Consider the following 22,177-nt stretch of genomic DNA (forward strand, 5'->3'; position numbering starts at 1 on the left):
GTAATAATGAAAACTAGAATTATACATATTATAACTACAGTGGCTTTATTTAGCTTTTCTCAAGGATTTGCTCAAGAAGAGAAAAAAGAAGAAAAAAGTAATATTCAGACATATACACCATCTAAACTATTAAATAAAGGGCAGTGGGATATTAAATTTTTTAACGGTTTATATACACAGACAAAAGCTACTGGAGAAAATAATAGTAAGTCGAGTAAAATTGCTAGGCAGAATTTTTTTACATCTACTGTAGAAGTTTTTACAGGGGTTTCAGATAATTCTAGATTTAATGTAGGTGCTATTGTAGAGTTTCGTTCTAATACATTTGGTGGTAGGCAAGCGCTTTCAGTATTTAGTTTAGAAGATACAAATACAGATAGAAAAGGAATTAGTTCTATAGCCCCATCGGTTAAAATTCAACCTTTTGAAAGCATAGGGAATTTTTCTTTTCAAACATCATTGCATATACCTTTATTAAAAAAAGGTGATGAGAATAACAATCCAGATGGTTTTTTAGATCAAACAGCTTGGTCTTTACAAAATAGATTTTTCTATGATTATACTTTTGAAAGTGGAGACTGGCAACTATTTACAGAGTTAAATACAGAATATGGTTTTGGAGACGATAAAAGTTTTGCAAATAATACTTTTTTAGTAGCCCCAGGAGTATTTATGAGTTACTTTCCTTCTGATAAATCTACTGTTTTAGGGTTCGTGCAACATTCACAACGTTTTGGGGATTTTGAACAGAATAATACATCTCTTGGTTTTGGAGGTAAATATCAACTTACAAGTGTTTTAAACTTAGAAGTTTTATATAGTAATATTGTGAGAGGATACAATTTTCAGGGTTTAGGAAGTACTTATAGTATAGGGTTACGTGCATTATTTTAAAAAACAGTAATTTAGGAGTTATGAAAATAATAAGACTCCTTTTAATGTGCCTTATATGTTTGTCTTGTAAGAGCCAAACAAAAAAGATGAACGGAATTAGTTTTGTGGCTTCTCCAGAAAAAATAAACCATAAACATATTTCTCCTATTTTAAAGGTGTCAGCCAACTATGTTGCGTTGATGCCTTTTGGCTTTATCAAAGATTTATCTTCTCCTAAAATAATTCATAATACCAACAGGCAATGGTTTGGTGAAACTGAAAAAGGAATTGTTCAATATGGAAAAGAGTTTACTAAAAGTAATATTAAATTGATGATTAAGCCTCAAATATGGGTGTGGAAAGGAGAATTTACTGGAAATATTAAAATGGAGTCTGAAAAAGACTGGAAAATATTAGAAGATTCATATTCAGAATTTATTTTAACTTATGCTAAAACAGCACAAGAATTAAAAGCTGCTGTTTTTTGTATTGGTACCGAATTAGAGAACTTTGTAGTTAATAGGCCTCTTTTTTGGCAAGCCTTAATTAAGAAAATAAGAACTGTTTATAAAGGGGAATTAACGTACGCTGCGAACTGGGATGAATACAAAAGAGTTCCTTTTTGGGGGCAATTAGATTATATTGGCATTGATGCCTATTTTCCTTTAAGTACTAAAAAATCACCATCGAAAGAAGAGTTTGAGGAAGGATGGTTGGTTCATAAAAAAGAAATTCAAAGAGTTAGAAAAAAAGTAAACAAACCAGTTTTGTTTACAGAGTATGGTTACAGAAGTGTTGATTTTACGGGTAAAGAACCTTGGGATTCAAATAAGGTAATTGAACAGGTGAATTTAGAGGCTCAAAAAAATGCAACTGAGGCTATTTATAATCAATTTTGGAAAGAAGATTGGTTTGCTGGAGGTTTTTTATGGAAATGGTTTCATAAACACAATGAAGTAGGAGGGGAGAATAATAATAGGTTTACACCTCAGAATAAGCCTGCTGAAAGATTACTAAAACAATTGTATGGGAAATAAAATAGGTTACATCATAATTTATTGCTTGTTTTTATGGAGTTGTACAGAAGCATCACCTGTTAACACATTTACAAACTTACAAGAGTTAATAAATAGTAAAATAGGATTAAATAAAGGTGAGGTTATTGCTTGCGCAGCAAGTGATAAATTAAACGATAATAAAACGTATATTTTTTATTATCCAATACCATCAGCAAAAAATATTCAATATTTTGAAACAGAAAGTGTAAATGTTAATAAAGATGATTACTCGCTTTATAAATTAGTTGAGTTAGAAAAAGAAGGTGTTTTTAATGGTTATTTAGAAAGATTTGTAAGAGAAAGTACAAAAGAAGTTTGGTGTATTGTTACTTACGAAGTAAGTGGGGAGTTTTATAAATCGAATCCTATTCGATTAAAACATCAATCTATTCCAACGGAATGGACAAACAATGTAATTGTTGATAAATCAGTAAGTTTAAAACCTAAATTTATTTGGGCTGATGGTCTTGTTAAAGAGAATGTTATTTATTTTCAGGTAATTACTGATTTCGAAAATAATCTGCTATCAGGAACTTACACTTATGATGAATGGTTTCAATATTACAATCTTTCAAATGTTGTTTTAAACATAACTAGAGAATCACCACCAGATTTAATAAAAGGGAATGATTATGGTTTTACAATGATGGGAGTAAGTGAAGATAATTGGGTTAATTTAGTTTTACAGAAAACAATTAAAGTGGAATAATGAAAAAGAAATTTACATTTTTAGTATTAACTATTTGTTTCAGTTTTTATACATTTTCTCAAGAGAACATAATTCTTGATTTGAAGATAAAAGGAATTAAAAAAACTAAAATATCACTTATTAAAAAACTAATAGAAACTAAAAAAAACACATCTTTAGATTCTATTCAATTATTTGAAGATATTGTTCGTTTAAAACGATTGCCCGCAATATCACATGCTTATTTTCAAGTGTTTCATGTTAATGAAAATAAATACAATGTATATATTAATGTTGAAGAGAATTTTACATTAATTCCAGAGTTTAATATTTGGACTACTACAAATAAAAAAACAGCTTACAAGATAGGGGTTTCGGATTATAATTTTTTGGGACAGAATATTACTTTTGGTGGTTTTTATCAGAACAACGGATTCAATTCTTATGGTATAAATTTCAGAGCACCAACACTGTTCTCTAGTAAGTGGGGTTTAGCTTTACACCATCAAAAATGGGTAAGTGAAGAGCCTTTATATTTCGATGAAAGAACGGCAAATTATAAATATCAAAATATTTCTTATGAAGCCCTTGCCTTATATCAAGTGAGTTTTAAAAATAATCTTCAATTTGGAATTAATTATTTTAAAGAAAAATATGATTATTTAACAGGAAGCACAGATCCAAGTATTCCTGTAAAACTAGATGTGAAAAAATGGTTACTTAAAACAGTTTATACTTACGATAACTTAAATTACTATTATCAATATATAAGTGGCTTTAAAAATCAGTTTTATGGCCAATATGTAATTTCTGAAAATGAGTATCAAGAAGATTTTTTAATCGCTTGGAATGATTTTTTTTATTATAAGAGAGTTGGAGAAAAAGGAAATTGGGCTAATAGATTACGTATTGGATTATCTTCAAATATAAAAAGTCCTTTTGCGCCTTTCGCACTAGATAATAATGTGAACTTAAGAGGAGTTGGTATTTTAGTAGATAGAGGTACTGGTAGTATTGTTTGGAATACTGAATATCGATATACACTGTATGAGAATAATTGGTTTGTTATGCAGGGGAATTCATTTATTGATGCAGGTTCTTGGAGAAACCCAGGTGGAAGCCTTAGTGATTTTATTAAAGGTAAAAATATTCAAGTATATTCAGGAATTGGATTACGTTTTATCAATAAAAAAATATTCAATGCCGTATTTAGAGTTGATTATGGCTACGGTTTAACCAAAAATTCATCTAAAGGACTAGTTTTTGGAATAGGGCAGTATTTTTAAAGTGTTACTTCGAATTTAATGGGTATATTTCTTGATTAAGAAAATCTTTAGGGAACCTTTCATCTCCACTAAAGCCAATTTCAATATTACGACCACTATGTGGAATGTAATTTGTTTTAAATATGTAATCCCAAATACTTAAAGTAATCCCGAAATTAACACCTTTTCTTCGTTCTATAGGTAATTCTTTTGCATGGTGCCAAATATGCATTTTAGGGTTGTTTAAAATGTATTTTAAAAAACCATAATCCCAGTTAATATTCGCGTGATTTAAATGTCCAATAGTAATATTAAAAAAGTGAACTAAAGCAATGTCCTTGGCTGTAAATCCGCCTATAATAGCTAAAGGAATATACTTCATAGAATTATATAGTACTGGTTCCATCCAATGATAACGTAAATGTGCAGCAAATCCCATTTCTTTTACTGAATGATGTACTTTGTGAAAGTTCCATAAAAAATCATACCTGTGTAAAAGGGTGTGTGTAAACCATTGTACAAAATCAATAATAACAAGAAATATAAGAAGACGTGCCCAAAGAGGAAATTCGTTAATATTGAATAATTGAAAACTTTCAATAGAAAGTCCGATAAAACCTAAAATATCATTAAATATTTGAGCTGTAGAATTAGATAAAGCAATAAGAATAATGAGGTTTAATAAAAAGAAATTAAAAAACATATAAAAACCATCTAACCAAAAATCCTTTCTAAATATGGATTGGTTTTTACGCCAAGGAAAAATTATTTCTAAGCCCCAAACAAACAAAGAAATAATAATTAAACCATAAAAATAATTCTCCCAATTTAATTCCATTAAAACAGATTGTTTTATGTAATTCCAGTAGTTGGAATAAGAGCTTTTTATGATATCTAAGTATTTGTTCATTAGATTAAAGAATGTTTGCTTGGGTATAAAAATAACAAAATAAAGATAGTTAAGGATTTTTTATTTAAGTTAAACAGATACAATTATAGATAAGATTTTAAAAATAATAGCACTCATAATTGCTGCTATAGGTAGCGTAAGTACCCAAGATAAAATAATTTTACCTATTACCTTGTAGTTCGCTTTTTTAGTAACTGTCCCAATTCCAAAAAGAGAACCAACAGAAACATGGGTTGTAGAAACAGGTAAGCCATGTATGCTTGCTGTAGTTACTAATAAACCTGTAATCATGTTTGCGGTAAATCCTTGTCCTGAATTCATTTGGGTGATTTTTTTACTCATTGTTTCACCTACTTTTTTTGCATTTAATAATCCTCCTAAAGCCATAATAATAGCAACAGAAATCATACTCCATTTAACATCAATTGTATTGATTATTATTAATAAACCGACAATCTTAGGGGTGTCGTTTAATCCTCTAGCAAAACTTACAACTCCAGAGCTCATATAGTGTAAAAAATCTAGAATTTTGGTAGAGCTAATTCCGAATAAGGTAGGCTTATCTTTATTTAAAGAAGGTATTTGTTTTCGTGAAAACTTGAAAAATAAATAGGTGATTAAGCTTAAAATAGCGGCCATAAGTGGGCTAACAATTAAAGGAATTAAAAAAGTATTACCAAGTTTGTGAAAGTTAAAACTTGTACCAACTGCCATAATACCTGCTCCAAATAAGGCTCCAACTAAACTATGAGTAGTAGAAATAGGCATTCCTATTTTAGTTGCAGAAAAAACAGTTATAGCAGCACCTAGAGCGATTGCAATTGCAAAAATTGGAGTTTGTATTAATTCATCAGGAACTAAACCTTTTCCTGAAAAATTTTTAACTAATTCTTCCGCTAAAAAAATAGCAGCAATAGATCCTGAAAGAGTTGTGATTGTAGCCCAGTTAATTGCTTTTTTATAATTGGTAGTTCCGGAGCCGAATAAAGTAGCAACACCTTTAAAATTATCATTAGCACCATTACTATAAGCTAAAAAGCAAGCGGCAATAAAAAGAAGTATTAATATCATTTAATTATAAATTTTAATATTACAGTTTTGACGAATAGCTTTGCTTATACTTACTAATTTTAACAAAAAAAACCGTCAAAATATTTTTTGACGGTTTTGTGTATATGTTAAAAAGTAAATGAATTACTTCTTGTTGAGGTCTTTTATATATTTGTCTAAAGCCATTGTCATTGATGGTGTTTCAGGTGTTGGAGCAGCAATGTCTACACGTAAACCTCTGTCTTTTACAGCCTTTATAGTTGAATTTCCAAAAACAGCTATTTTTGTATCATTCTGTTTAAAATTAGGAAAGTTCTTAAACAAACTATCAATTCCTGAAGGACTAAAAAATACTAAAACATCGTAAAAAACATTCTCTAAGTCAGATAAATCACTTACTACTGTTTTATATAAATTTGCACGTTTCCAGTCTACACCTAATTTATCTAATTCGTTAGGTATTAATGCTTTTAGCTTATCAGAAGATGGTAGTAAAAACTTTTCGTCTTTGTGTTTCTTAATTAATTTAATTAAGTCAGGAAAAGTTCTGTTTCCAACATAAATTTTACGTTTTCTATACACCACATATTTTTGTAAATAGTAAGCTACAGCTTCTGATTGACAGAAATATTTCATAGAATCAGGAACAGTAAAACGCATTTCTTCAGCAATTCTAAAAAAGTGGTCTACAGCATTTCTACTTGTTAAAATAATTGCAGTATAGTTGTTTAAATCGATTTTTTGAGATCTTACTTCCTTTCCGTCGATACCTTCAACATGAATAAAAGAACGAAAATCAATTTTCACTTTTTGTTTTTCGGCTAAATCAAAATAAGGAGAAGTTTCCGTCTTAGGAGCTGGTTGAGAGACTAAAATAGTTTTCACTTTCATAAATTTTTCCTCTTTACGTAGTAGTTATTATTTTATAAGCAATTAATAGCGGAGCTATTTCGAGGGTGCAAAAGTACAAAATAAAATAAAACAACTTGAGTATAACTATCCTTTTGTTATTAATTAAAATTAAAAACACTCTGAAAACAAATAAGATAAAGAAAATAGTAAGTAAAAAAAAGTTGTTGTTAAATGCGTATTGATATATAATAATACTTGGAAATAACCATAAACTAAGGGTGTTTAGATACCCCGATTTTGTAACTAAAAAGTATTTTGTTGCTAAAGAAAGTCCTAAAATATTAGATAAAAAGTAATCTAAGAGATGTCTAACAATAAAATACGTTGTTAGTATTGAGAATAATGCAAGAAAATTAAAAAAACTATGTTCCTGTTTTTCTGGATAAATAATTAAAAATAGAAACAGCGATATTGTTATGGATGAAAAAGAAAATAATAGTAAATTAAAAAAAGAGTAAAAAGGTGTGTTTTCCTGTGTTTTTTTCTGAAAAAAACCAGAAATGAAAAAAGCAATTGTATATCCTAATAGTTGGTTTGGTTTAATTAACTTCATTATAACAAGTAAAACTATACCAAGTAAAACTACTAAAGTAATCCAGTTATTCTGTGTTGTAATGCGCTCAATTGCTTGCAATCGTATTTGTTTTTATGCTTTTTATTTAACACAAAATTAGTGATAATTTAGTGTATATTTGCCTAGATTTAGATGAAAATTATATGAAGTCAGATGCTTTAGTTATAATCCCTACATATAACGAAAGAGAAAATATAGAGGCGATAATACGTGCAACTTTCAGCCAAGAAAAAGAATTTGATATTTTAGTCGTAGATGATAACTCTCCTGATGGAACGGCTAATATCGTTGAAGAACTTCAAAAAGAATACCCTAATAAACTTTATATAGAAAAGAGGATAGGTAAAAGTGGGTTAGGTACTGCTTATATTCATGGGTTTAAATGGGCAATTAATAAAGCCTATGATTTTATTATTGAAATGGATGCTGATTTTTCTCATAATCCAAAAGATTTAATTAAGTTGTATAATGCTTGTGCTATTGATAATGCTGATGTTTCTGTAGGTTCCCGTTATTCTGTTGGAGTAAATGTAGTAAATTGGCCAATGAGTAGAGTGTTATTGTCTTATTTTGCATCTAAATACGTACGTTTTATTACAAGGTTACCAATAAGTGATACAACTGCTGGTTTTGTGTGCTGGAAAAAAGAAGTTTTAGAAACGATACAACTTGATAAAATAAAATTTATTGGATATGCTTTTCAAATAGAAATGAAGTACAAAGCATGGAAACACAAGTTTAAAATTAAAGAAATATCAGTTATTTTTACTGATAGAACTTTAGGAGAGTCAAAAATGAGTGGAGGTATTATATCTGAAGCTTTATTTGGAGTTATAAAAATGAGATTAAAAGGTTTACCAAAATAATTATGAAGTCATATTTAATTAAAAATGCAAATGTCGTTAATGAAAACAAAGTTTTTAAAAGCGATGTATTAATTGAAGGAAATTATATTAAGGAAATTTCAAATGAAATTAACATTGTTTCAGGTGTAGAAATTATTGATGCAAAAGGAAAGTATTTAATTCCAGGGATGATTGACGATCAGGTGCACTTTCGTGAACCTGGATTAACTCATAAAGCAAATATAGCAACTGAAAGTAAAGCTGCTATTGCTGGAGGAATTACATCATTTATTGAAATGCCTAATACAGTTCCTCAGGCTACTACACAAAAATTACTAGAAGACAAATTTGAAGTAGCTTCAAAAACATCGTATGCTAACTATTCATTTATGTTTGGAGGTACGAATGATAATCTAGAAGAGTTACTTAAAACAAACCCTGAAAATGTAGCAGGAATTAAATTGTTTTTAGGTTCATCTACAGGAAACATGTTGGTAGATAATGAAGAGGTTTTAGAAAAAATATTTTCATCAACAGATATGTTAATCTCTGTGCATTGTGAAGATGAGGGAACTATTAGAAAAAATACCGAAGAATATAAAGCAAAATACGGAGATGATATTCCATTAAAATACCATCCAATTATTAGAAGTGAAGAAGCTTGTTATTTATCGTCATCTAAAGCAATTGAATTAGCAAAGAAAACAGGAGCAAGATTACACGTATTTCATTTATCAACTGAAAAAGAAACACATCTGTTTAGAAATGATATTCCCTTAGAGGAAAAGAAAATTACAGCAGAAGTGTGTATACATCATTTATGGTTTACCGATAAAGATTACGATAAAAAAGGAACGCATATTAAGTGGAACCCTGCAGTAAAGTCTCAAAAAGATAAAGATGGATTATGGAAGGCTTTATTAGATGATAGAATTGATGTAATTGCTACTGATCATGCACCTCATACTATAGAAGAAAAAGACAATGTGTATACAAAAGCGCCAAGTGGAGGGCCATTAGTACAACATGCTGTAACTGCTCTTTTTGAAAAAGTAAAAGAAGGTGTTTTACCAATTGAAAAAGCGGTAGAGAAGATGTGTCATAACCCAGCAAAACTATTTAGAGTAGAAAAAAGAGGCTTTATTAAAGAAGGTTTTTACGCTGATGTAGTATTAATAGATACTAATGAAAATTGGACTGTTACCAAAGAAAATATTTTATATAAGTGTGGATGGTCTCCTTTTGAGGGAGTGGAGTTTTCAAGTAAGATTACACATACTTTTGTTAATGGAAACTTAATGTATGATAACGGTGTTTTTGATGAAGAAACGAAAGGGAAAAGATTAGAATTTAAAAGATAAATGAAATATTTTTATTACATATTTTTTTGTTTATTTCTGTTTTCTTGCACGAGTAATACTATATATAAACAACCTAAGAATCTAATACCAAAAGATTCTATGGTTGCTTTATTAACAGATATGTACATTGCTTCATCAGCAAATGGAAAAAAGAACAAACTTTTAAAAAGAGAGAAGAATTATACTGTTTTGATTTATGAAAAGTATAAAATAGATACCACACGATTTGATATAAGTAACAAGTATTACACTTCTAAAATAGAGGAGTATACTGAAATACTTGAAAAAGTAAGTTCAAATATTGATTCTCTTAGCAATATTATTAAAAAAGAACGAGCAATATATGATTCAATACATGGTGGTAAGAAAAGAATTATGAATGATTCTACCATCGACCCAAGAGAAATGGAATATGATGATATGCCTCAAATATTGATGGAGAAAAATTCAAAATTATTAAAAGGAAGAAAAGTAAATATTCAAAACTAGGATTTAAAATCTTTACAGATTGTAGCACATGATTTCGCTATTGATTCAAATTCAAAACCTAATTGGTTTTGAATCTTTTTTGAAGAATAGTAAGAAATATTATGTGAAGACTTTGCTGAATTTTTAGTTAACAGCGGTTCTTTGTTTGTAATTATTGTAAATAACCAATCAATCCTCCATGCAATAGCGGTAATTATTTTACCTACTTTTATGGAGGGTCTTTTCTTATTAAGAATATCTGCAATTGAAAATAAAACATCTTTAAAAGATTTATTTTCAGAAACTAAAATAAAACGTTCGTTTTTAATGCTAGATTCCATTAACAAAATCATTGCTTTAACGACATCGTGTACTCCTACAAAACCCGTAATCCCTTCAGTATAAAATTTAAAACCACTATTTATTTGTGTAAATAGTTTTCCTGAGTTTTCGTTCCAAAAACCGCTACCTAAAATTACTCCAGGATTAACAATAATAACATTTAATCCTTCTTGGCTACCTCTCCATACTTCCATTTCAGCACCATATTTTGTAATAGAATATCCGTTATGATTATCATTTTCAGACCATTCATTTTCTTCATTAATTGGTTTGCTATTTATAGAGTTTCCAATAGCAGCAATAGAACTTACAAAACAAAATTTATTAATTTTATTTTCAATAGAAAAATTAATAATGTTTGCGGTACCGTCAATATTTACTTGACGCATTTTTCTGTAATCTTTTGGAGTAAAAGAAACCAATGCTGCACAATGATAAACTTCTGTTATTTTTTTAAAAACTGGTTCTAATGAAGGAATATCAGTAATATCTGCTTGTATCCATTCAATTTTAGAAAAATTCTCTTGAACATTTTCAGTATAATATGAAAATATTTTTTTTACATTTTCTCTTTTTTTATCAGTTCTATAAATAGCACGAATTGTATCATTTTTTTGAGTTAAATGATATAATAAATGAGCTCCTACTAATCCTGTTCCGCCTGTAACTAAAATCATATAACGAAAATAGAATTTTTTCAACGATAAATGTATCTTTGTCTCTTTTAAAACACATAAAAATGACCAAAAATTTAGTAGCAGAATTACGTTGGCGTGGAATGATTCACGACATGATGCCAGGAACTGAAGAACAATTACAAAAAGAAATGACTGCGGCATATATTGGTTTTGATCCAACCTCTGATTCATTACATATTGGAAGTTTGGTACCGATTATATTACTTGTGCATCTTGAAAAGGCAGGTCATAAACCTTTAGCATTAGTAGGTGGAGCAACAGGAATGATTGGTGATCCTTCAGGGAAATCTGATGAACGTAATTTATTAAATGAAGAAGCATTAGCTAAAAATGTAGATGGAATTAAACGAACTTTAGCTCGTTTTTTAAATTTTGATAGTGATAAAGCCAATGCGCCTTTATTAGTTAATAATTATGATTGGATGAAAGATTTTTCATTCATAGAATTTGCTAGAGATGTAGGTAAACGTATAACTGTTAATTACATGATGGCTAAAGATTCTGTAAAAAAGCGTATTACAGGAGATTCTAATAGCGGAATGAGTTTTACTGAGTTTACTTACCAATTAATTCAAGGATACGATTTTTACCATTTATATAAAAATCACAACTGTTTATTACAAATGGGAGGTTCTGACCAATGGGGAAATATAACTACAGGTACCGAATTGGTTCGTAGAATGAATGTAGGAGTAGAGGCAAAAGCGTATGCAATGACTTGTCCTTTGATTACAAAAGCAGATGGATCAAAGTTTGGGAAATCTGAAGGAGGAAATATTTGGTTAGATGCAGATAAAACATCAGTGTACAAATTCTACCAATTTTGGTTAAACACATCTGATGAAGATGCTGAAAAGTATATCAAAATTTTTACTTTTTTAAATGAAAATGATATAAACTTGTTAATAGAAGAGCATAAAGAAGCTCCTCACCAAAGAGCACTTCAAAGAAAATTAGCTGAAGAGGTTACAACATTTGTTCACTCTAAAGAAGAACTAGAAAAAGCAATAGCTGCTTCTAATATTTTATTTGGAAAATCTACATCAGAAGATTTAAAAAGCTTAGACGAACAAACGTTTTTAGATGTTTTTGATGGAGTACCACAAGCGGAAGTTTCTAAAGCTGATATTTCAGAAGGATTATCTATGATAGATGCTTTATCAGGTAAAACAAGCTTTTTAAAATCTAATGGAGATGCTAAACGAGCTTTAAAAGAAAATGCTGTTTCTGTAAATAAAGTAAAAGTAAAAGAAGATTTTGCAATTACAGCAGAAGATTTAATTGCAGATAAGTATGTGTTATTACAACGCGGAAAAAAGAGTTATTTCTTATTAAAAGTAGCTTAATTAAGAAGCTATTTTAATATCAAAAGTTAAAGGGCATCGCTTGCAGTTGATGCCTTTTTTTTGGTACTTATTGCAACACTTATTTTTTGGTTTTATACAGTTTGAAGAGCAAATAGAAGAACATGCTGTTTCTTGCTGTAATGTAACAAGTGGTGTAAGTTTTTTATTTTCAGTGTAGAATATAATCATGACCTATATAAATTCGGTGCAAATATATGATTTTATTTAGAATAAATTAAAATAATATTCATTCCGATTTTTATTGAGTAAAAAAGATACTTGATTTATCTTTGTAGTTCTATAATTTAAAATCAGTTTTGTTACAGAGATTAAGCATATACATATTTGTTTTATTGTACACGATTGGCATGCTACGACCTGTTGCTCCGTTTGTAGAGTATGTAATAAATTACGATTATATATCTAAAGTATTGTGTATTAATAAAGACAAACCAAAGCTTCAGTGTAATTGTAAATATTACTTTATGTAAAAGACAATAAGTCTATATAAGTTTAACTAGCAATTATTGGGAAGTAATTAATAAAAAATAAGTATTACAACTTTTTTTTAAGAAAACCACCACCTTCAAAGGTTAAACTGATTAACATTCTCTCAACAAAAAAGAGAAGCATAAAAGCTTCTCTTTTTTGTTTTAGAGATTATCCTTTTGAAAAAAGGAGTTAAATAATCAAAACTAAGTTTTTATTGCTTTATGATTAATCACCAACTAATCCGTAATAAGTATAAGCTCCATTTACTAAACTAATATTTTCTTTAATTTGTATCGGATAATACTTATTTAAAATTTCTTTATACCTAAAAAAAGGATGATATTTTAATTTTAATTCATCAGTTACATACAATTCATAACTTTTATTAAACTTAAAAAAAGAACCTTCCACCTCTAATTTCTCGGTATCATTAAACTCTACCTTATAACATCTGTACCCATTAATTACCTTAATACTATCTTTATATTCCTTAATTTTTAACTGGTTAATACTAGAGTTATATTTATATAATTCTTTTAAGTACTTAGTTACAGAATCTTTTTTTGCTAACTTGTAAGTAATAGAATTTCTCATATTTATTACATCGTAATCTCCTATTATTTCCCCTTTATATTTCGCATATGAAGTAATTAAAGAGTCTTTAACTCTATAATACATATAAGTACTAATAGAATCATTATAGTCTTGATAAAATTGATTACCTAAAAAACTCAGTAAATTATTTAATAACAAAGTATCTGTATTTTTCTGATTTCTTTCTTTAAGAACACTCTCTCGTAAATTATTTAAAAAAGCCTTTTTACTTTTGTTAAACAACTCCTTATCTATAATTCTTTTTTGTTTAACAAAAACTAACTCATTAGTTGTTTTCTCGCTTCTTTGCTTGTAATCAATCGCTTTACAAGCAAAGCAAAATATAAAAAAAATAAAACCTATTGTTTTTGTTAATTTACTCATAATAAAATTTTAATAAATAACTTCAATTTTATCTAATTCACTAACCTCTGTAAATTCCATTCCTGTAAAACCATTTTTCTCTATATCATTTTTTAATTTCTCTGATACAAAATATCCTCCAGGAGGAGCATTGAAAAACCTAAACATATCTTCGTTTGTTTTACTTAAATCTAAAGTAACATTTTTATGAAGTAACATATATTCATCTCCTAATGATTCTTTTAGAAAAACATACTCCTTATAATCTTTTACGGAAATAGGTTTTTGAACACTTGAATTATCCCAATCAGTCATTTTTTTAGAATAGAATTCACTTTTAGAGAAATCTATATATTTATCTTGCTTTGTGTCACCTAAAAGAAATAAATTATATTTTTCTACTAATTCTTTTTTATTATACCAAGTATTTATTTTCCAATTTTGATGATTTCCAATAGTATAGTTTTTTAAAAAAGCTAATAAAATATCATCAATAACTAAAAACCTGTATGGGTGTATGGCAACAACATCAATATATGAGGTTTGTTTAGATTTTTTTTCAAGATTAGGCTCTGGAAGTTTAAAATCAAAATCTATTTCGCCTTCCCAAGGTATAAAACCCTGTCTTAGGTCACCGATAATACAGTCTTCGCTTTGAGGTATTTTTCCAACTTCTTTTATATTACTACTTGATATTAATTTATAATATTTCATTAATTAGGAAATGTTATTAGGTTAGCTATTTGTCCAGAATTTAAATTTGGATTGTTTTGAATTACTGTTCTTATATGATTTGCCAAACCAGAAACAAAATTATAGGATTTATCAACAGAAGCATTTGAGTCAAAGCTATTAAGAATCTGTTTTATTTTATTATTATAAGCTGTATGTCCTGTCAAATGTAAATTACTAAGCCTTGGTATTCCGTTTAATACTTCATTAATATGAAAAGCAGATTTAGATTTTGCTGCTTTCTCAACTACACTATGATTTCTTAGCGCCCAAGGAATTAAATGATGTGCATGTTTTGCTGGATTGGTTAAGCCTAAAGCTTTTCGTAATTTACTGCCTGAAGAACCAAAATATACGCTACCATCATTAAGTATTCTTAAGACTAACTTAATTTTTGTACCATTTATAGTATACTGTGTAAGCTTATAAGCATATTTAGACCCCGTTGCTGCCCAACCAGCAATAGGAATTGCAGCAGCAAAACTTAAAGAAGCATTTACCCCATCACCTTGAATTGTGTAAATAACACCATTTGTAACATCACAAACTTCACCGACTACAGGTACCATACCGCCAATATCTAAACCAATATGAATTATTTCTTTAGAGGCTTCCCAATAGATTTTATAATCTGACCAATCTGGATTTTGTAATTTTATTATAGCACATTGAGCTGAAAAATGTGCTATCCATATAGATTGAATATACGGATCTGATAAATCTGCTGTTGTATATTGATTTATTCTATTGAAGAAGTTTACATTATATGGACCTAAAATATTACTGTTTTTAGATACTTCAATATACATTTTAACAATTTTTTCAATATCTGAAATATCTTTATTGTTATTTAAAACATATTCAAATAATAAACTTTGACTTTCTATGGTTTGATTATCTACCCAATTTCTTTGAGCGCTTGTTAAATTTAATACATTCCCTAAAAAAGTATGTATTGCAGAAGTTCCGTCAGAATTTAATGGAAGGGTAATAGTAGGATTTGTATTTGTTGGTGTAGAGTTTGCTGGTGTTCCAATAACAATACCAGATCCTCCATTATTTGAATTATCACTAGGTAAATTATTACTTGGGCCACTTCCTACACAATGTGAAAAATCAATTATTGTTATACTCCCTGAGCAAAAACCACCATCTATATAAGTTTCAGGATTATGAAAATAAGCATCCCCATTGCTACAAGGTTTGTGAAAAATTTTTCCTTCACAAGGAATACCACCACCACCGCTATCGTCATTTGGAGCTGTATCAAAAAAATCTCGTGATGCTAAATCTAAATTTTTTAGAGTTAAGTTTTTTTCTAAAATTTCATATAATAAACTTTTTTCAATTAAACTTCCTTCTTTAGTTTTTTTAGTTTCATATGAAACTAAAAAATAACTGAATTCATTATTATATTTTTTTACTAAAAAGTTTTCAAAATCAGAATTCTCTAAAACAGGAGACTCTACCTTAAAAGTCCAAGAAATTGCTTCTCCAGAAACAACCTTATTAATTTCATCTGTTAAGATTACTAAGCCATCTGCAACTTCAGTTGTATTTCTATTATACGATTTTTGTTGTTGTTTTATTCCTGAAAATTTACTTCCTAAAAGAGATAATGATTGTTGAATATCTTTATCATTAATAAGCACTTTATAATTAATTTTTTCTAAAGTGTAATCTAATTTTTTGATTTCAGTTGCTTCTTGAGTGTGATCAATTTCATAATCATCTTCACAATTATATAGTAAGAAGGAAATACCTAAAAGTAACGTACCGAATTTTAAAAAATTTGCAATTTTGTTTTTCATAATTTTATTTGTAATATAATATTTAAGAGCAATATTTACTCATTTATTTTATGTTTTGCAAAAATAAAAACAAATTAGAAAACCTTAAAAGGGATATCCGAAATAAAAAATGTGATTTACCGCAAAAAAGTTAAAACACCTGTAGTAAAAATTGCTACTCCTAAAAAAAATAATAAATAGCTTGACTCTCTTTTTATATTTTAATTAAAATCTATCTAAAGCTACATAAGCAGTCTTTATACTCGGTATTTCATCTTTAAGAGAAGTCCATGCAAAATATACTTTATTTCCAATACATTCCATCTGCGGAAAACCAGATTTTCTAGAAGTACTTATTTCGCTAATAATTACAGGATTTGATTTCTTTCCTAATTTAGTAACCTTTACAGCTTTTAAAAAACTTTTATCTTTTGATATTGCTATCCAAGAAACTATGGCGGTTTCAGAATTTATTAACTCAATATCTACTCGTCCTAAATTTTCTCCGCTATTAATTATAGTTGGGCTTAAGAAATTAGCACCTCCATCTTCAGAGAAAATTACCTTCACTTCAGGTTTATCATATACGGCAGTGTACCATGCAACAGCTACATTATTTTCAATAGCATCTACCTTAGGTCCGTTAACAGGGCAGCCTTTTATCAACCATTGATCATTGTAAATAGGTTGAGGTGTAATCCATTTACCATTAATATATCTTGTAATCGCAATATCTCTAATTTCATTATCAGTTCTGTCGCGATACAAAACAATAGGTCCGTTTTTTGTAATAGCAGCAGTAGTTTGGCAACAACTACATGTTCTTGTATCTAAGAGAGTGCTGTTTGTTACTATTCCTTCTGGTGAAACTTCTGCTGATCTTAATGTCATCGTACCAGAATGACCAGCATGATTGTTGTTTGTTTTTGCAGCGTTCGAACCTGTATTTCGGCCATCTAACCAGGTTAAGAAAAAACCAGTATTGTAAGGTAGTGCACTAACAAAACCATGCTCTGTTTTAGTATTGTCATTATGTAAAGTTAAATTTGTTGTCCATTTTTCCTTTCCTTTAGCAAGTAGATTTAACTTAATATCGTACGAGAAAGTTTCTTTCGATGATTTTTTTAAAAAATGAGTAAGGAGATTATCATTGTTACTCGTTATTGAAGGGAAATCAGCCCAGTTTACAAACCAGTTTTTACCTTTTATTATTTCTTTAGAGGTTTCCCATTTTCCGTGGTTAAGTTGTGTGTAATTAAGTTGAGTTATTGAATCGTTTACTTTTTTTACCCACGATAAAGTTAAAACACCTTCTTTGGTAGTGTGTAAACTAGGTAAAGAAGTTTCTTGGCTGTTTGTAAAAGGTATGAGATTAGTAACTCTTTTCTCGTTTTTTAAAACATTCTCTTTCTTTTTATCAGAATTACATCCAGTTAAAAAATAAATTAATAGCAGTGCAATGTAGTATTTATTATTTCTCATTTATTAATGTTGTTTGAAACGGGTTCCTAGAATGTTTCTAGTGTCAAAAATAATAAATTTAACAGCGGTTGATATTAAAAATAACATGGATTTTTGATTAAAAGCTTCTCGGTTTTCATGTTTGTAAGTTTATCTATTTCTAAAGAAAAAGCAGGTTGTAATTGATTAAAATATATACTTAAACTACCTTTGCGTTTTCAATGATTTAAAAATCAGTTTTGTTACAAAAGTTAAGTATATATTTCTTTGTTTTATTATACACGATTGCTATGTTGCGACCTGTTGCTCCATTTGTTGAGTATGTAATAAATTACGATTATATATCAAAAGTATTATGTATTAATAAAGACAAGCCAGCACTTCAATGTAACGGTAAATGTCAGTTAATGCAAAAACTTGAAAAACAACAAGACGACGATTTTAAATCTTTACGAATTGTTGGTGAAGATTATCCAATAGGATTTATTGAATTGTTATCTATAAAAAAAGATACTATAATTTTAAAAACAATTTCAAAACGAGACCCTTACAACAAGAATTACTTTTTTTTGTTTTCTAAGTTGGTATTTCACCCTCCTGCCCTTTAAATTTTACATACAATTTATCAAAAAATAGAATACACATTAGCTAATTTACTAATGTGTATTTAACAATGCACGTATTTAAAATTTTAAAAAATGTTCAAATTACATTATATACTATTAATAACATTTTTAATGTTATCAATAAAAGGCTACTCACAAACTATATTTAAAGGGAAAGTAGTAGGTGTTAAAAACAAACCCGTTGTTGGAGCTACAATTATTTCAATAGCAAATAAAAATAAAGGAGTTGCTGCCGATTTTGAAGGTAATTTTATAATCAAATTACAAAATTCAACAGTACAGATAACAAGCGTTGGTTATAAAACAAAAACGATTAAACTTATTAGTGATTTTAATGAAATCGTATTAGAAGAAGATGAGTATAGCTTGAATGAAATTATTGTTTCTGCAAGTAGAGAGTCGCAGAAAAGAACAGAGGTTCCTGGGGCTATTGGTATTGTTACTTCAAAAGATATTGAGGAAACGAAAGCCTTTGGAGTTGATCAATTAGTAAATCAAGTTCCAGGAGTATATATGAGTTCATCAATGGCAGCAAGTAACGAACAACATATGATGGCCATTCGTACGCCAATCGCAACCAAAGCATTATTCTTATATTTAGAAGATGGTTTGCCAATTAGACCCGTAGCTGTATTTAACCATAATGCGCTTTTAGAAATGAATAGTACATCTTTTGGTAGAGTTGAGGTTTTAAAAGGACCAGCATCGAGTATTTATGGTAGTGAAGCAATTGGGGGTAGTATAAATTTTATTACTGAAAATCCAAGAAAAGAATTTGGAGGGTCATTTGGTATAGAGGGAAACTCTTTGGGGTTACAAAAAATTGAAGCAGAGGTTTCAACAACTGCATTAGATAAATATGGTTTTTATGTAGGGGTGCATAAAGTGCGTCGTGTAAATGGATTAATTGAACATTCAGATTATGAGAAATTTGCAATTACTTTTAAGAATGTAAATGATTTTAGTGAATCTTTACGATGGACAAATACGGTGTCGTTTATAGATTTTCGATCTGATATGGGGTCAAGTTCTTTATCAGAAGAAAATTATTTAGCAGGTAAATATGAAAGCAATCATACATTCGCAGAAAGAGAAGCAAGATCACTACGCTTTCGATCTACATTAGATAGAATTTGGAATGATAATAATAAAACATCATTCAATTTCATTTATCGTGATAATGAAATGAATCAAATTCCGTCATACAGAATATCTACAAGAAGTGAATTTGGTGAAATTAATTCCAATAAGTTTAAAAGTGTTGTAGGTTTAATTCAACATAAAATAGATTTCAATTTTGCTGAAGCATCATTAATTATAGGGGGAACAATAGATTATTCACCACAAGAATATTATGCAAAACAAATTAGAGTCACGTACGATGCTACCACCAAAAAGTTTATTGATTATGACGTAACTAACAATTATAAAATGTTTTACGATGCTGATATATTAAACTATGCAAGTTATGCGCAATTTGAAATATCACCTATTAATAATCTAAAAATTACTGCTGCCATTCGCTACGATGGTTTTAGTTATGATTATGATAACAAAGATGAAGGAGCTTCTGGAGTTGAAGATCAAAAAGTTACTTACAATAATTTTGCTCCAAAAATTGGATTAAATTATAATTTTAATAAAAGGTCCGGTGTATATGCTAATTATTCAAAAGGATTTACACCACCTCAAATAGGTTCATTATTTAGAAATAGTGGTTTAAATGGTGACTTGTATGAATTAAAACCAGCAAAATTTAATAATTTTGAGGTTGGAGCTTATGCAACCTTAAATTCAAACATTAAGTTAGATCTTGCTATTTATCGTTTAGACGGGAAAAACCGTTTTGTTACAACTTCTGACGATGCAGGGAATTATTTATCTCAAAATGCAGGAGAAACACGCTCACAAGGAGTTGAGTTAGGGTTTAATTGGAAAATAACTGATAATTTAGAATTTGATTATAATGGTAGTTATGCAAGTCATAAATACATAACTTTTACAGAGGCTGCTAAAGATAGAAAAACAGGAACTTATTTTACCATAGATCGCTCTAATACCGCAATGCCAATTGCACCAAAATATATTGCTTCAACATCTTTAAAATACAAACCCATAATGAACTTATTGTTAACCTTACAGCACGAGCAATTAGGTAAATATAATTCAAGTTTTGAAGGAGCTGCTATAGTAAATGGTCAATCAGGGCAAACTACGGTATATGATGGTCACCATCTTATTAATTTAAAGGCAAGTTATACTTATAGGAATTTTGAAATTTGGGCGCAAGGTTTAAATTTATTTGATAAATTATATTCAACAAGAGCTTCATATCGCTATGGTTCTGTTAAGTATAGTGTAGGAGCTCCTGTTTCTTTTTATGGAGGAGTTAAATATAACTTTTAGTAACCAATTTATTCTAGAAATTTATCAATGATACAAAATGTTAAGTGTTATTGGGAATTCAATCTCAAACAATGAAAAAAGATAAAAAATTAAATCAATGGTTTTGGAAATGGCATTTTATCGCAGGAATCATTTCATTACCTTTTGTATTAGTGCTTTCTATAACGGGAGCAATTTATTTATTTAAACCAGATGTAGAAAAAGAAGCAATAGCTAATATTCAAAATATAGAAAGTACTCAGGCTATAACGGTTTCTTATGAAAAACAATATGCAAATGCAAAGGAGTATTTAAAAAAGAAGCCAAATACATTAATTCTAAATAATGAGGTTACAAAAGGTAATGAATTTATTTCAGGAAGATTTGGTGGTAAAAAAAGTGTTTTTGTAAATAAATATACAGGTAAAGTTTCTGGAAGTTTCAGTGCTAAAAATACTTGGATGTATACTGTTCGAAAACTCCATGGAGAATTATTAGGAGGTAAAATAGGAACAAAAATCGTAGAACTAATTGCTAGTTGGATGGTTATTTTAATTTTAACAGGACTGTATATTTGGTGGCCTTTTTCTAAAGGAATAAAAGGAGCTTTTATTATTCGATTTAAAGAAGGAAGAAGAACTTTGTATAGAGATTTGCATGCTGTAACTGGTTTTTGGATGTCTATTTTATTGTTAGTTATTTTGGCTGGGGGGTTTCCTTGGACAGATGTTTTTGGAAGTAACTTTAAATGGGTGCAGAAAGTAACCAATACTGGGTATCCTAAAACATGGAGCGGACGAGGATTAACTTCTACATTAAAAGAAAAAAGAATTACAATTGAAGAGATGGTTTTGATTGCTAAGCAACAAAACTTACCAGGAGTAATTAGTTTAGGTTTTCCAAAATCAGCAAAGAGTACCTTTAGTGTTTCTAATAAAACCCTTCCTCTAGATGCTCAAAAAATGTTGCATTTTGATCAGTATTCAGGTAAATTAGTTAAAGAGCACGATTGGAGTGATGTTGGTTTTTTAATGAGAGGACGTATGTGGGTTATGGCATTTCATCAAGGAGAGTTTGGGGCTTGGAATTGGTGGTTAATGTTTGGCATAGCAATTGCTTTAACTGCCATGAGTTTAGCAGCAGTAATGTCTTATATTTATAGAAAACAAAAAGGGAGCTGGGGAGTACCAAAGGTGTCAGCTAAATTTAAATTAACAAAAAGCAATATAATACTAATTATAGGGCTTTCAATTGTGTTTCCTATGTTTGGTTTTAGTGTATTTTTGATCTTTTTATATGAGAAACTCCGTGTTTTAAAATGGAATAATTAAGATAAATTTCACA

21 protein-coding genes are annotated in these 22,177 nt (G+C 28.9%); 12 read left to right on the forward strand and 9 right to left on the reverse strand.

Annotated elements, in window-relative coordinates; all coding sequences use genetic code 11:
- Positions 1–6: 6 nt before the first annotated feature.
- The 4 genes from H518_RS0115515 to H518_RS0115530 are packed head-to-tail and all read left to right on the forward strand — an operon-like array spanning position 7 to position 3,905.
- The gene (locus H518_RS0115515) at positions 7–894 is read left to right on the forward strand and encodes a hypothetical protein (protein WP_028889920.1); all 888 of its coding nucleotides are present in this window, start codon (positions 7–9) and stop codon (positions 892–894) included.
- A 20-nt stretch (positions 895–914) separates the two neighbouring features.
- Positions 915–1,910 carry a glycoside hydrolase family 113 gene (locus H518_RS0115520; RefSeq protein ID WP_028889921.1) on the forward strand — a complete coding sequence of 332 codons (996 nt, stop codon included), beginning with the start codon at positions 915–917 and terminating at the stop codon, positions 1,908–1,910.
- Positions 1,900–2,640, forward strand: a complete 741-nt coding sequence (locus H518_RS0115525) for a hypothetical protein (RefSeq protein ID WP_043707112.1) — start codon at positions 1,900–1,902, stop codon at positions 2,638–2,640. Before H518_RS0115520 ends, H518_RS0115525 begins: the two co-directional genes overlap by 11 nt.
- A complete protein-coding gene (locus H518_RS0115530) occupies positions 2,640–3,905 on the forward strand; it encodes a BamA/TamA family outer membrane protein (RefSeq protein ID WP_028889923.1) in 1,266 nt (421 codons plus the stop codon). Before H518_RS0115525 ends, H518_RS0115530 begins: the two co-directional genes overlap by 1 nt.
- 4 nt (positions 3,906–3,909) lie before the next feature.
- Here H518_RS0115530 and H518_RS0115535 read toward each other — a convergent pair whose 3' ends face one another.
- From H518_RS0115535 to H518_RS21570, 4 genes are all read right to left on the reverse strand, one after another.
- The gene (locus tag H518_RS0115535; protein WP_028889924.1) at positions 3,910–4,794 is read right to left on the reverse strand and encodes a sterol desaturase family protein; all 885 of its coding nucleotides are present in this window, start codon (positions 4,792–4,794) and stop codon (positions 3,910–3,912) included.
- A gap of 69 nt (positions 4,795–4,863) precedes the next feature.
- Positions 4,864–5,865 carry an inorganic phosphate transporter gene (locus H518_RS0115540; protein ID WP_028889925.1) on the reverse strand — a complete coding sequence of 334 codons (1,002 nt, stop codon included), beginning with the start codon at positions 5,863–5,865 and terminating at the stop codon, positions 4,864–4,866.
- A 123-nt stretch (positions 5,866–5,988) separates the two neighbouring features.
- The gene (locus H518_RS0115545; protein ID WP_028889926.1) at positions 5,989–6,735 is read right to left on the reverse strand and encodes a uroporphyrinogen-III synthase; all 747 of its coding nucleotides are present in this window, start codon (positions 6,733–6,735) and stop codon (positions 5,989–5,991) included.
- 13 nt (positions 6,736–6,748) lie between these two features.
- Positions 6,749–7,309, reverse strand: coding sequence for a DUF4271 domain-containing protein (locus tag H518_RS21570; RefSeq protein ID WP_155995247.1), 561 nt, complete (start codon positions 7,307–7,309; stop codon positions 6,749–6,751).
- Between H518_RS21570 and H518_RS21465 the strand changes: the two genes are divergently transcribed.
- The 4 genes from H518_RS21465 to H518_RS20030 are packed head-to-tail and all read left to right on the forward strand — an operon-like array spanning position 7,257 to position 10,025.
- Complete coding sequence (locus H518_RS21465) at positions 7,257–7,430, forward strand: hypothetical protein (RefSeq protein ID WP_231891934.1); 174 nt, start codon at positions 7,257–7,259, stop codon at positions 7,428–7,430. The genes H518_RS21570 and H518_RS21465 overlap by 53 nt on opposite strands.
- 43 nt (positions 7,431–7,473) lie before the next feature.
- Positions 7,474–8,196, forward strand: coding sequence for a polyprenol monophosphomannose synthase (locus H518_RS0115555; RefSeq protein ID WP_028889928.1), 723 nt, complete (start codon positions 7,474–7,476; stop codon positions 8,194–8,196).
- Positions 8,197–8,198: 2 nt separating this feature from the next.
- On the forward strand, positions 8,199–9,536 hold the full coding sequence (locus H518_RS0115560) for a dihydroorotase (RefSeq protein WP_028889929.1): 1,338 nt from the start codon (positions 8,199–8,201) through the stop codon (positions 9,534–9,536).
- Positions 9,537–10,025 (forward strand): DUF4296 domain-containing protein, encoded by a 489-nt coding sequence (locus H518_RS20030; RefSeq protein WP_064966537.1) that lies wholly within the window; start codon positions 9,537–9,539, stop codon positions 10,023–10,025.
- On the opposite strand, the gene H518_RS0115570 is transcribed toward H518_RS20030, so the two are convergent.
- The gene (locus H518_RS0115570; protein ID WP_028889930.1) at positions 10,022–11,023 is read right to left on the reverse strand and encodes an NAD-dependent epimerase/dehydratase family protein; all 1,002 of its coding nucleotides are present in this window, start codon (positions 11,021–11,023) and stop codon (positions 10,022–10,024) included. The genes H518_RS20030 and H518_RS0115570 overlap by 4 nt on opposite strands.
- Before the next feature lie 62 nt (positions 11,024–11,085).
- Here H518_RS0115570 and tyrS point away from each other — a divergent pair, with 62 nt between their 5' ends.
- Complete coding sequence (gene tyrS / locus H518_RS0115575) at positions 11,086–12,390, forward strand: tyrosine--tRNA ligase (protein WP_028889931.1); 1,305 nt, start codon at positions 11,086–11,088, stop codon at positions 12,388–12,390.
- A 717-nt stretch (positions 12,391–13,107) separates the two neighbouring features.
- Here tyrS and H518_RS0115585 read toward each other — a convergent pair.
- The 4 genes from H518_RS0115585 to H518_RS0115600 form a co-directional block, all read right to left on the reverse strand.
- Positions 13,108–13,860: a hypothetical protein gene (locus H518_RS0115585; protein ID WP_028889932.1), complete on the reverse strand. Its 753-nt coding sequence runs from the start codon at positions 13,858–13,860 to the stop codon at positions 13,108–13,110.
- A 9-nt stretch (positions 13,861–13,869) separates the two neighbouring features.
- Positions 13,870–14,553: a hypothetical protein gene (locus tag H518_RS0115590; protein ID WP_028889933.1), complete on the reverse strand. Its 684-nt coding sequence runs from the start codon at positions 14,551–14,553 to the stop codon at positions 13,870–13,872.
- Complete coding sequence (locus tag H518_RS0115595) at positions 14,553–16,382, reverse strand: AHH domain-containing protein (RefSeq protein ID WP_028889934.1); 1,830 nt, start codon at positions 16,380–16,382, stop codon at positions 14,553–14,555. The genes H518_RS0115590 and H518_RS0115595 overlap by 1 nt, the downstream gene beginning before the upstream one ends.
- Positions 16,383–16,586: 204 nt before the next feature.
- Positions 16,587–17,843, reverse strand: a complete 1,257-nt coding sequence (locus tag H518_RS0115600) for a hypothetical protein (protein WP_028889935.1) — start codon at positions 17,841–17,843, stop codon at positions 16,587–16,589.
- Positions 17,844–18,061: 218 nt separating this feature from the next.
- On the opposite strand from H518_RS0115600, the gene H518_RS20035 reads away from it, so the two are divergent.
- The 3 genes from H518_RS20035 (at position 18,062) to H518_RS0115615 (ending at position 22,164) form a co-directional block, all read left to right on the forward strand.
- Entirely contained in the window at positions 18,062–18,430 is a 369-nt protein-coding gene (locus H518_RS20035; protein ID WP_155995248.1) for a hypothetical protein, read from the forward strand.
- A 90-nt stretch (positions 18,431–18,520) separates the two neighbouring features.
- Positions 18,521–20,854 carry a TonB-dependent receptor gene (locus tag H518_RS0115610; RefSeq protein ID WP_028889936.1) on the forward strand — a complete coding sequence of 778 codons (2,334 nt, stop codon included), beginning with the start codon at positions 18,521–18,523 and terminating at the stop codon, positions 20,852–20,854.
- 71 nt (positions 20,855–20,925) lie between these two features.
- Positions 20,926–22,164 carry a PepSY-associated TM helix domain-containing protein gene (locus tag H518_RS0115615; protein ID WP_028889937.1) on the forward strand — a complete coding sequence of 413 codons (1,239 nt, stop codon included), beginning with the start codon at positions 20,926–20,928 and terminating at the stop codon, positions 22,162–22,164.
- Positions 22,165–22,177 lie beyond the last annotated feature (13 nt).

The organism is Tenacibaculum ovolyticum DSM 18103, from assembly GCF_000430545.1.
GTDB lineage: Bacteria > Bacteroidota > Bacteroidia > Flavobacteriales > Flavobacteriaceae > Polaribacter > Polaribacter ovolyticus.

Coding starts and splice junctions, on each gene's coding strand:
- H518_RS0115515 (WP_028889920.1), top strand. CDS start 7: ATGAAAACTAGAATTATACATATTATAACTACAGTGGCTTTATTTAGC.
- H518_RS0115520 (WP_028889921.1), top strand. CDS start 915: ATGAAAATAATAAGACTCCTTTTAATGTGCCTTATATGTTTGTCTTGT.
- H518_RS0115525 (WP_043707112.1), top strand. CDS start 1,900: ATGGGAAATAAAATAGGTTACATCATAATTTATTGCTTGTTTTTATGG.
- H518_RS0115530 (WP_028889923.1), top strand. CDS start 2,640: ATGAAAAAGAAATTTACATTTTTAGTATTAACTATTTGTTTCAGTTTT.
- H518_RS0115535 (WP_028889924.1), bottom strand. CDS start 4,794: ATGAACAAATACTTAGATATCATAAAAAGCTCTTATTCCAACTACTGG.
- H518_RS0115540 (WP_028889925.1), bottom strand. CDS start 5,865: ATGATATTAATACTTCTTTTTATTGCCGCTTGCTTTTTAGCTTATAGT.
- H518_RS0115545 (WP_028889926.1), bottom strand. CDS start 6,735: ATGAAAGTGAAAACTATTTTAGTCTCTCAACCAGCTCCTAAGACGGAA.
- H518_RS21465 (WP_231891934.1), top strand. CDS start 7,257: ATGAAAAAAGCAATTGTATATCCTAATAGTTGGTTTGGTTTAATTAAC.
- H518_RS21570 (WP_155995247.1), bottom strand. CDS start 7,309: ATGAAGTTAATTAAACCAAACCAACTATTAGGATATACAATTGCTTTT.
- H518_RS0115555 (WP_028889928.1), top strand. CDS start 7,474: ATGAAGTCAGATGCTTTAGTTATAATCCCTACATATAACGAAAGAGAA.
- H518_RS0115560 (WP_028889929.1), top strand. CDS start 8,199: ATGAAGTCATATTTAATTAAAAATGCAAATGTCGTTAATGAAAACAAA.
- H518_RS20030 (WP_064966537.1), top strand. CDS start 9,537: ATGAAATATTTTTATTACATATTTTTTTGTTTATTTCTGTTTTCTTGC.
- H518_RS0115570 (WP_028889930.1), bottom strand. CDS start 11,023: ATGATTTTAGTTACAGGCGGAACAGGATTAGTAGGAGCTCATTTATTA.
- tyrS (WP_028889931.1), top strand. CDS start 11,086: ATGACCAAAAATTTAGTAGCAGAATTACGTTGGCGTGGAATGATTCAC.
- H518_RS0115585 (WP_028889932.1), bottom strand. CDS start 13,860: ATGAGTAAATTAACAAAAACAATAGGTTTTATTTTTTTTATATTTTGC.
- H518_RS0115590 (WP_028889933.1), bottom strand. CDS start 14,553: ATGAAATATTATAAATTAATATCAAGTAGTAATATAAAAGAAGTTGGA.
- H518_RS0115595 (WP_028889934.1), bottom strand. CDS start 16,382: ATGAAAAACAAAATTGCAAATTTTTTAAAATTCGGTACGTTACTTTTA.
- H518_RS0115600 (WP_028889935.1), bottom strand. CDS start 17,843: ATGAGAAATAATAAATACTACATTGCACTGCTATTAATTTATTTTTTA.
- H518_RS0115610 (WP_028889936.1), top strand. CDS start 18,521: ATGTTCAAATTACATTATATACTATTAATAACATTTTTAATGTTATCA.
- H518_RS0115615 (WP_028889937.1), top strand. CDS start 20,926: ATGAAAAAAGATAAAAAATTAAATCAATGGTTTTGGAAATGGCATTTT.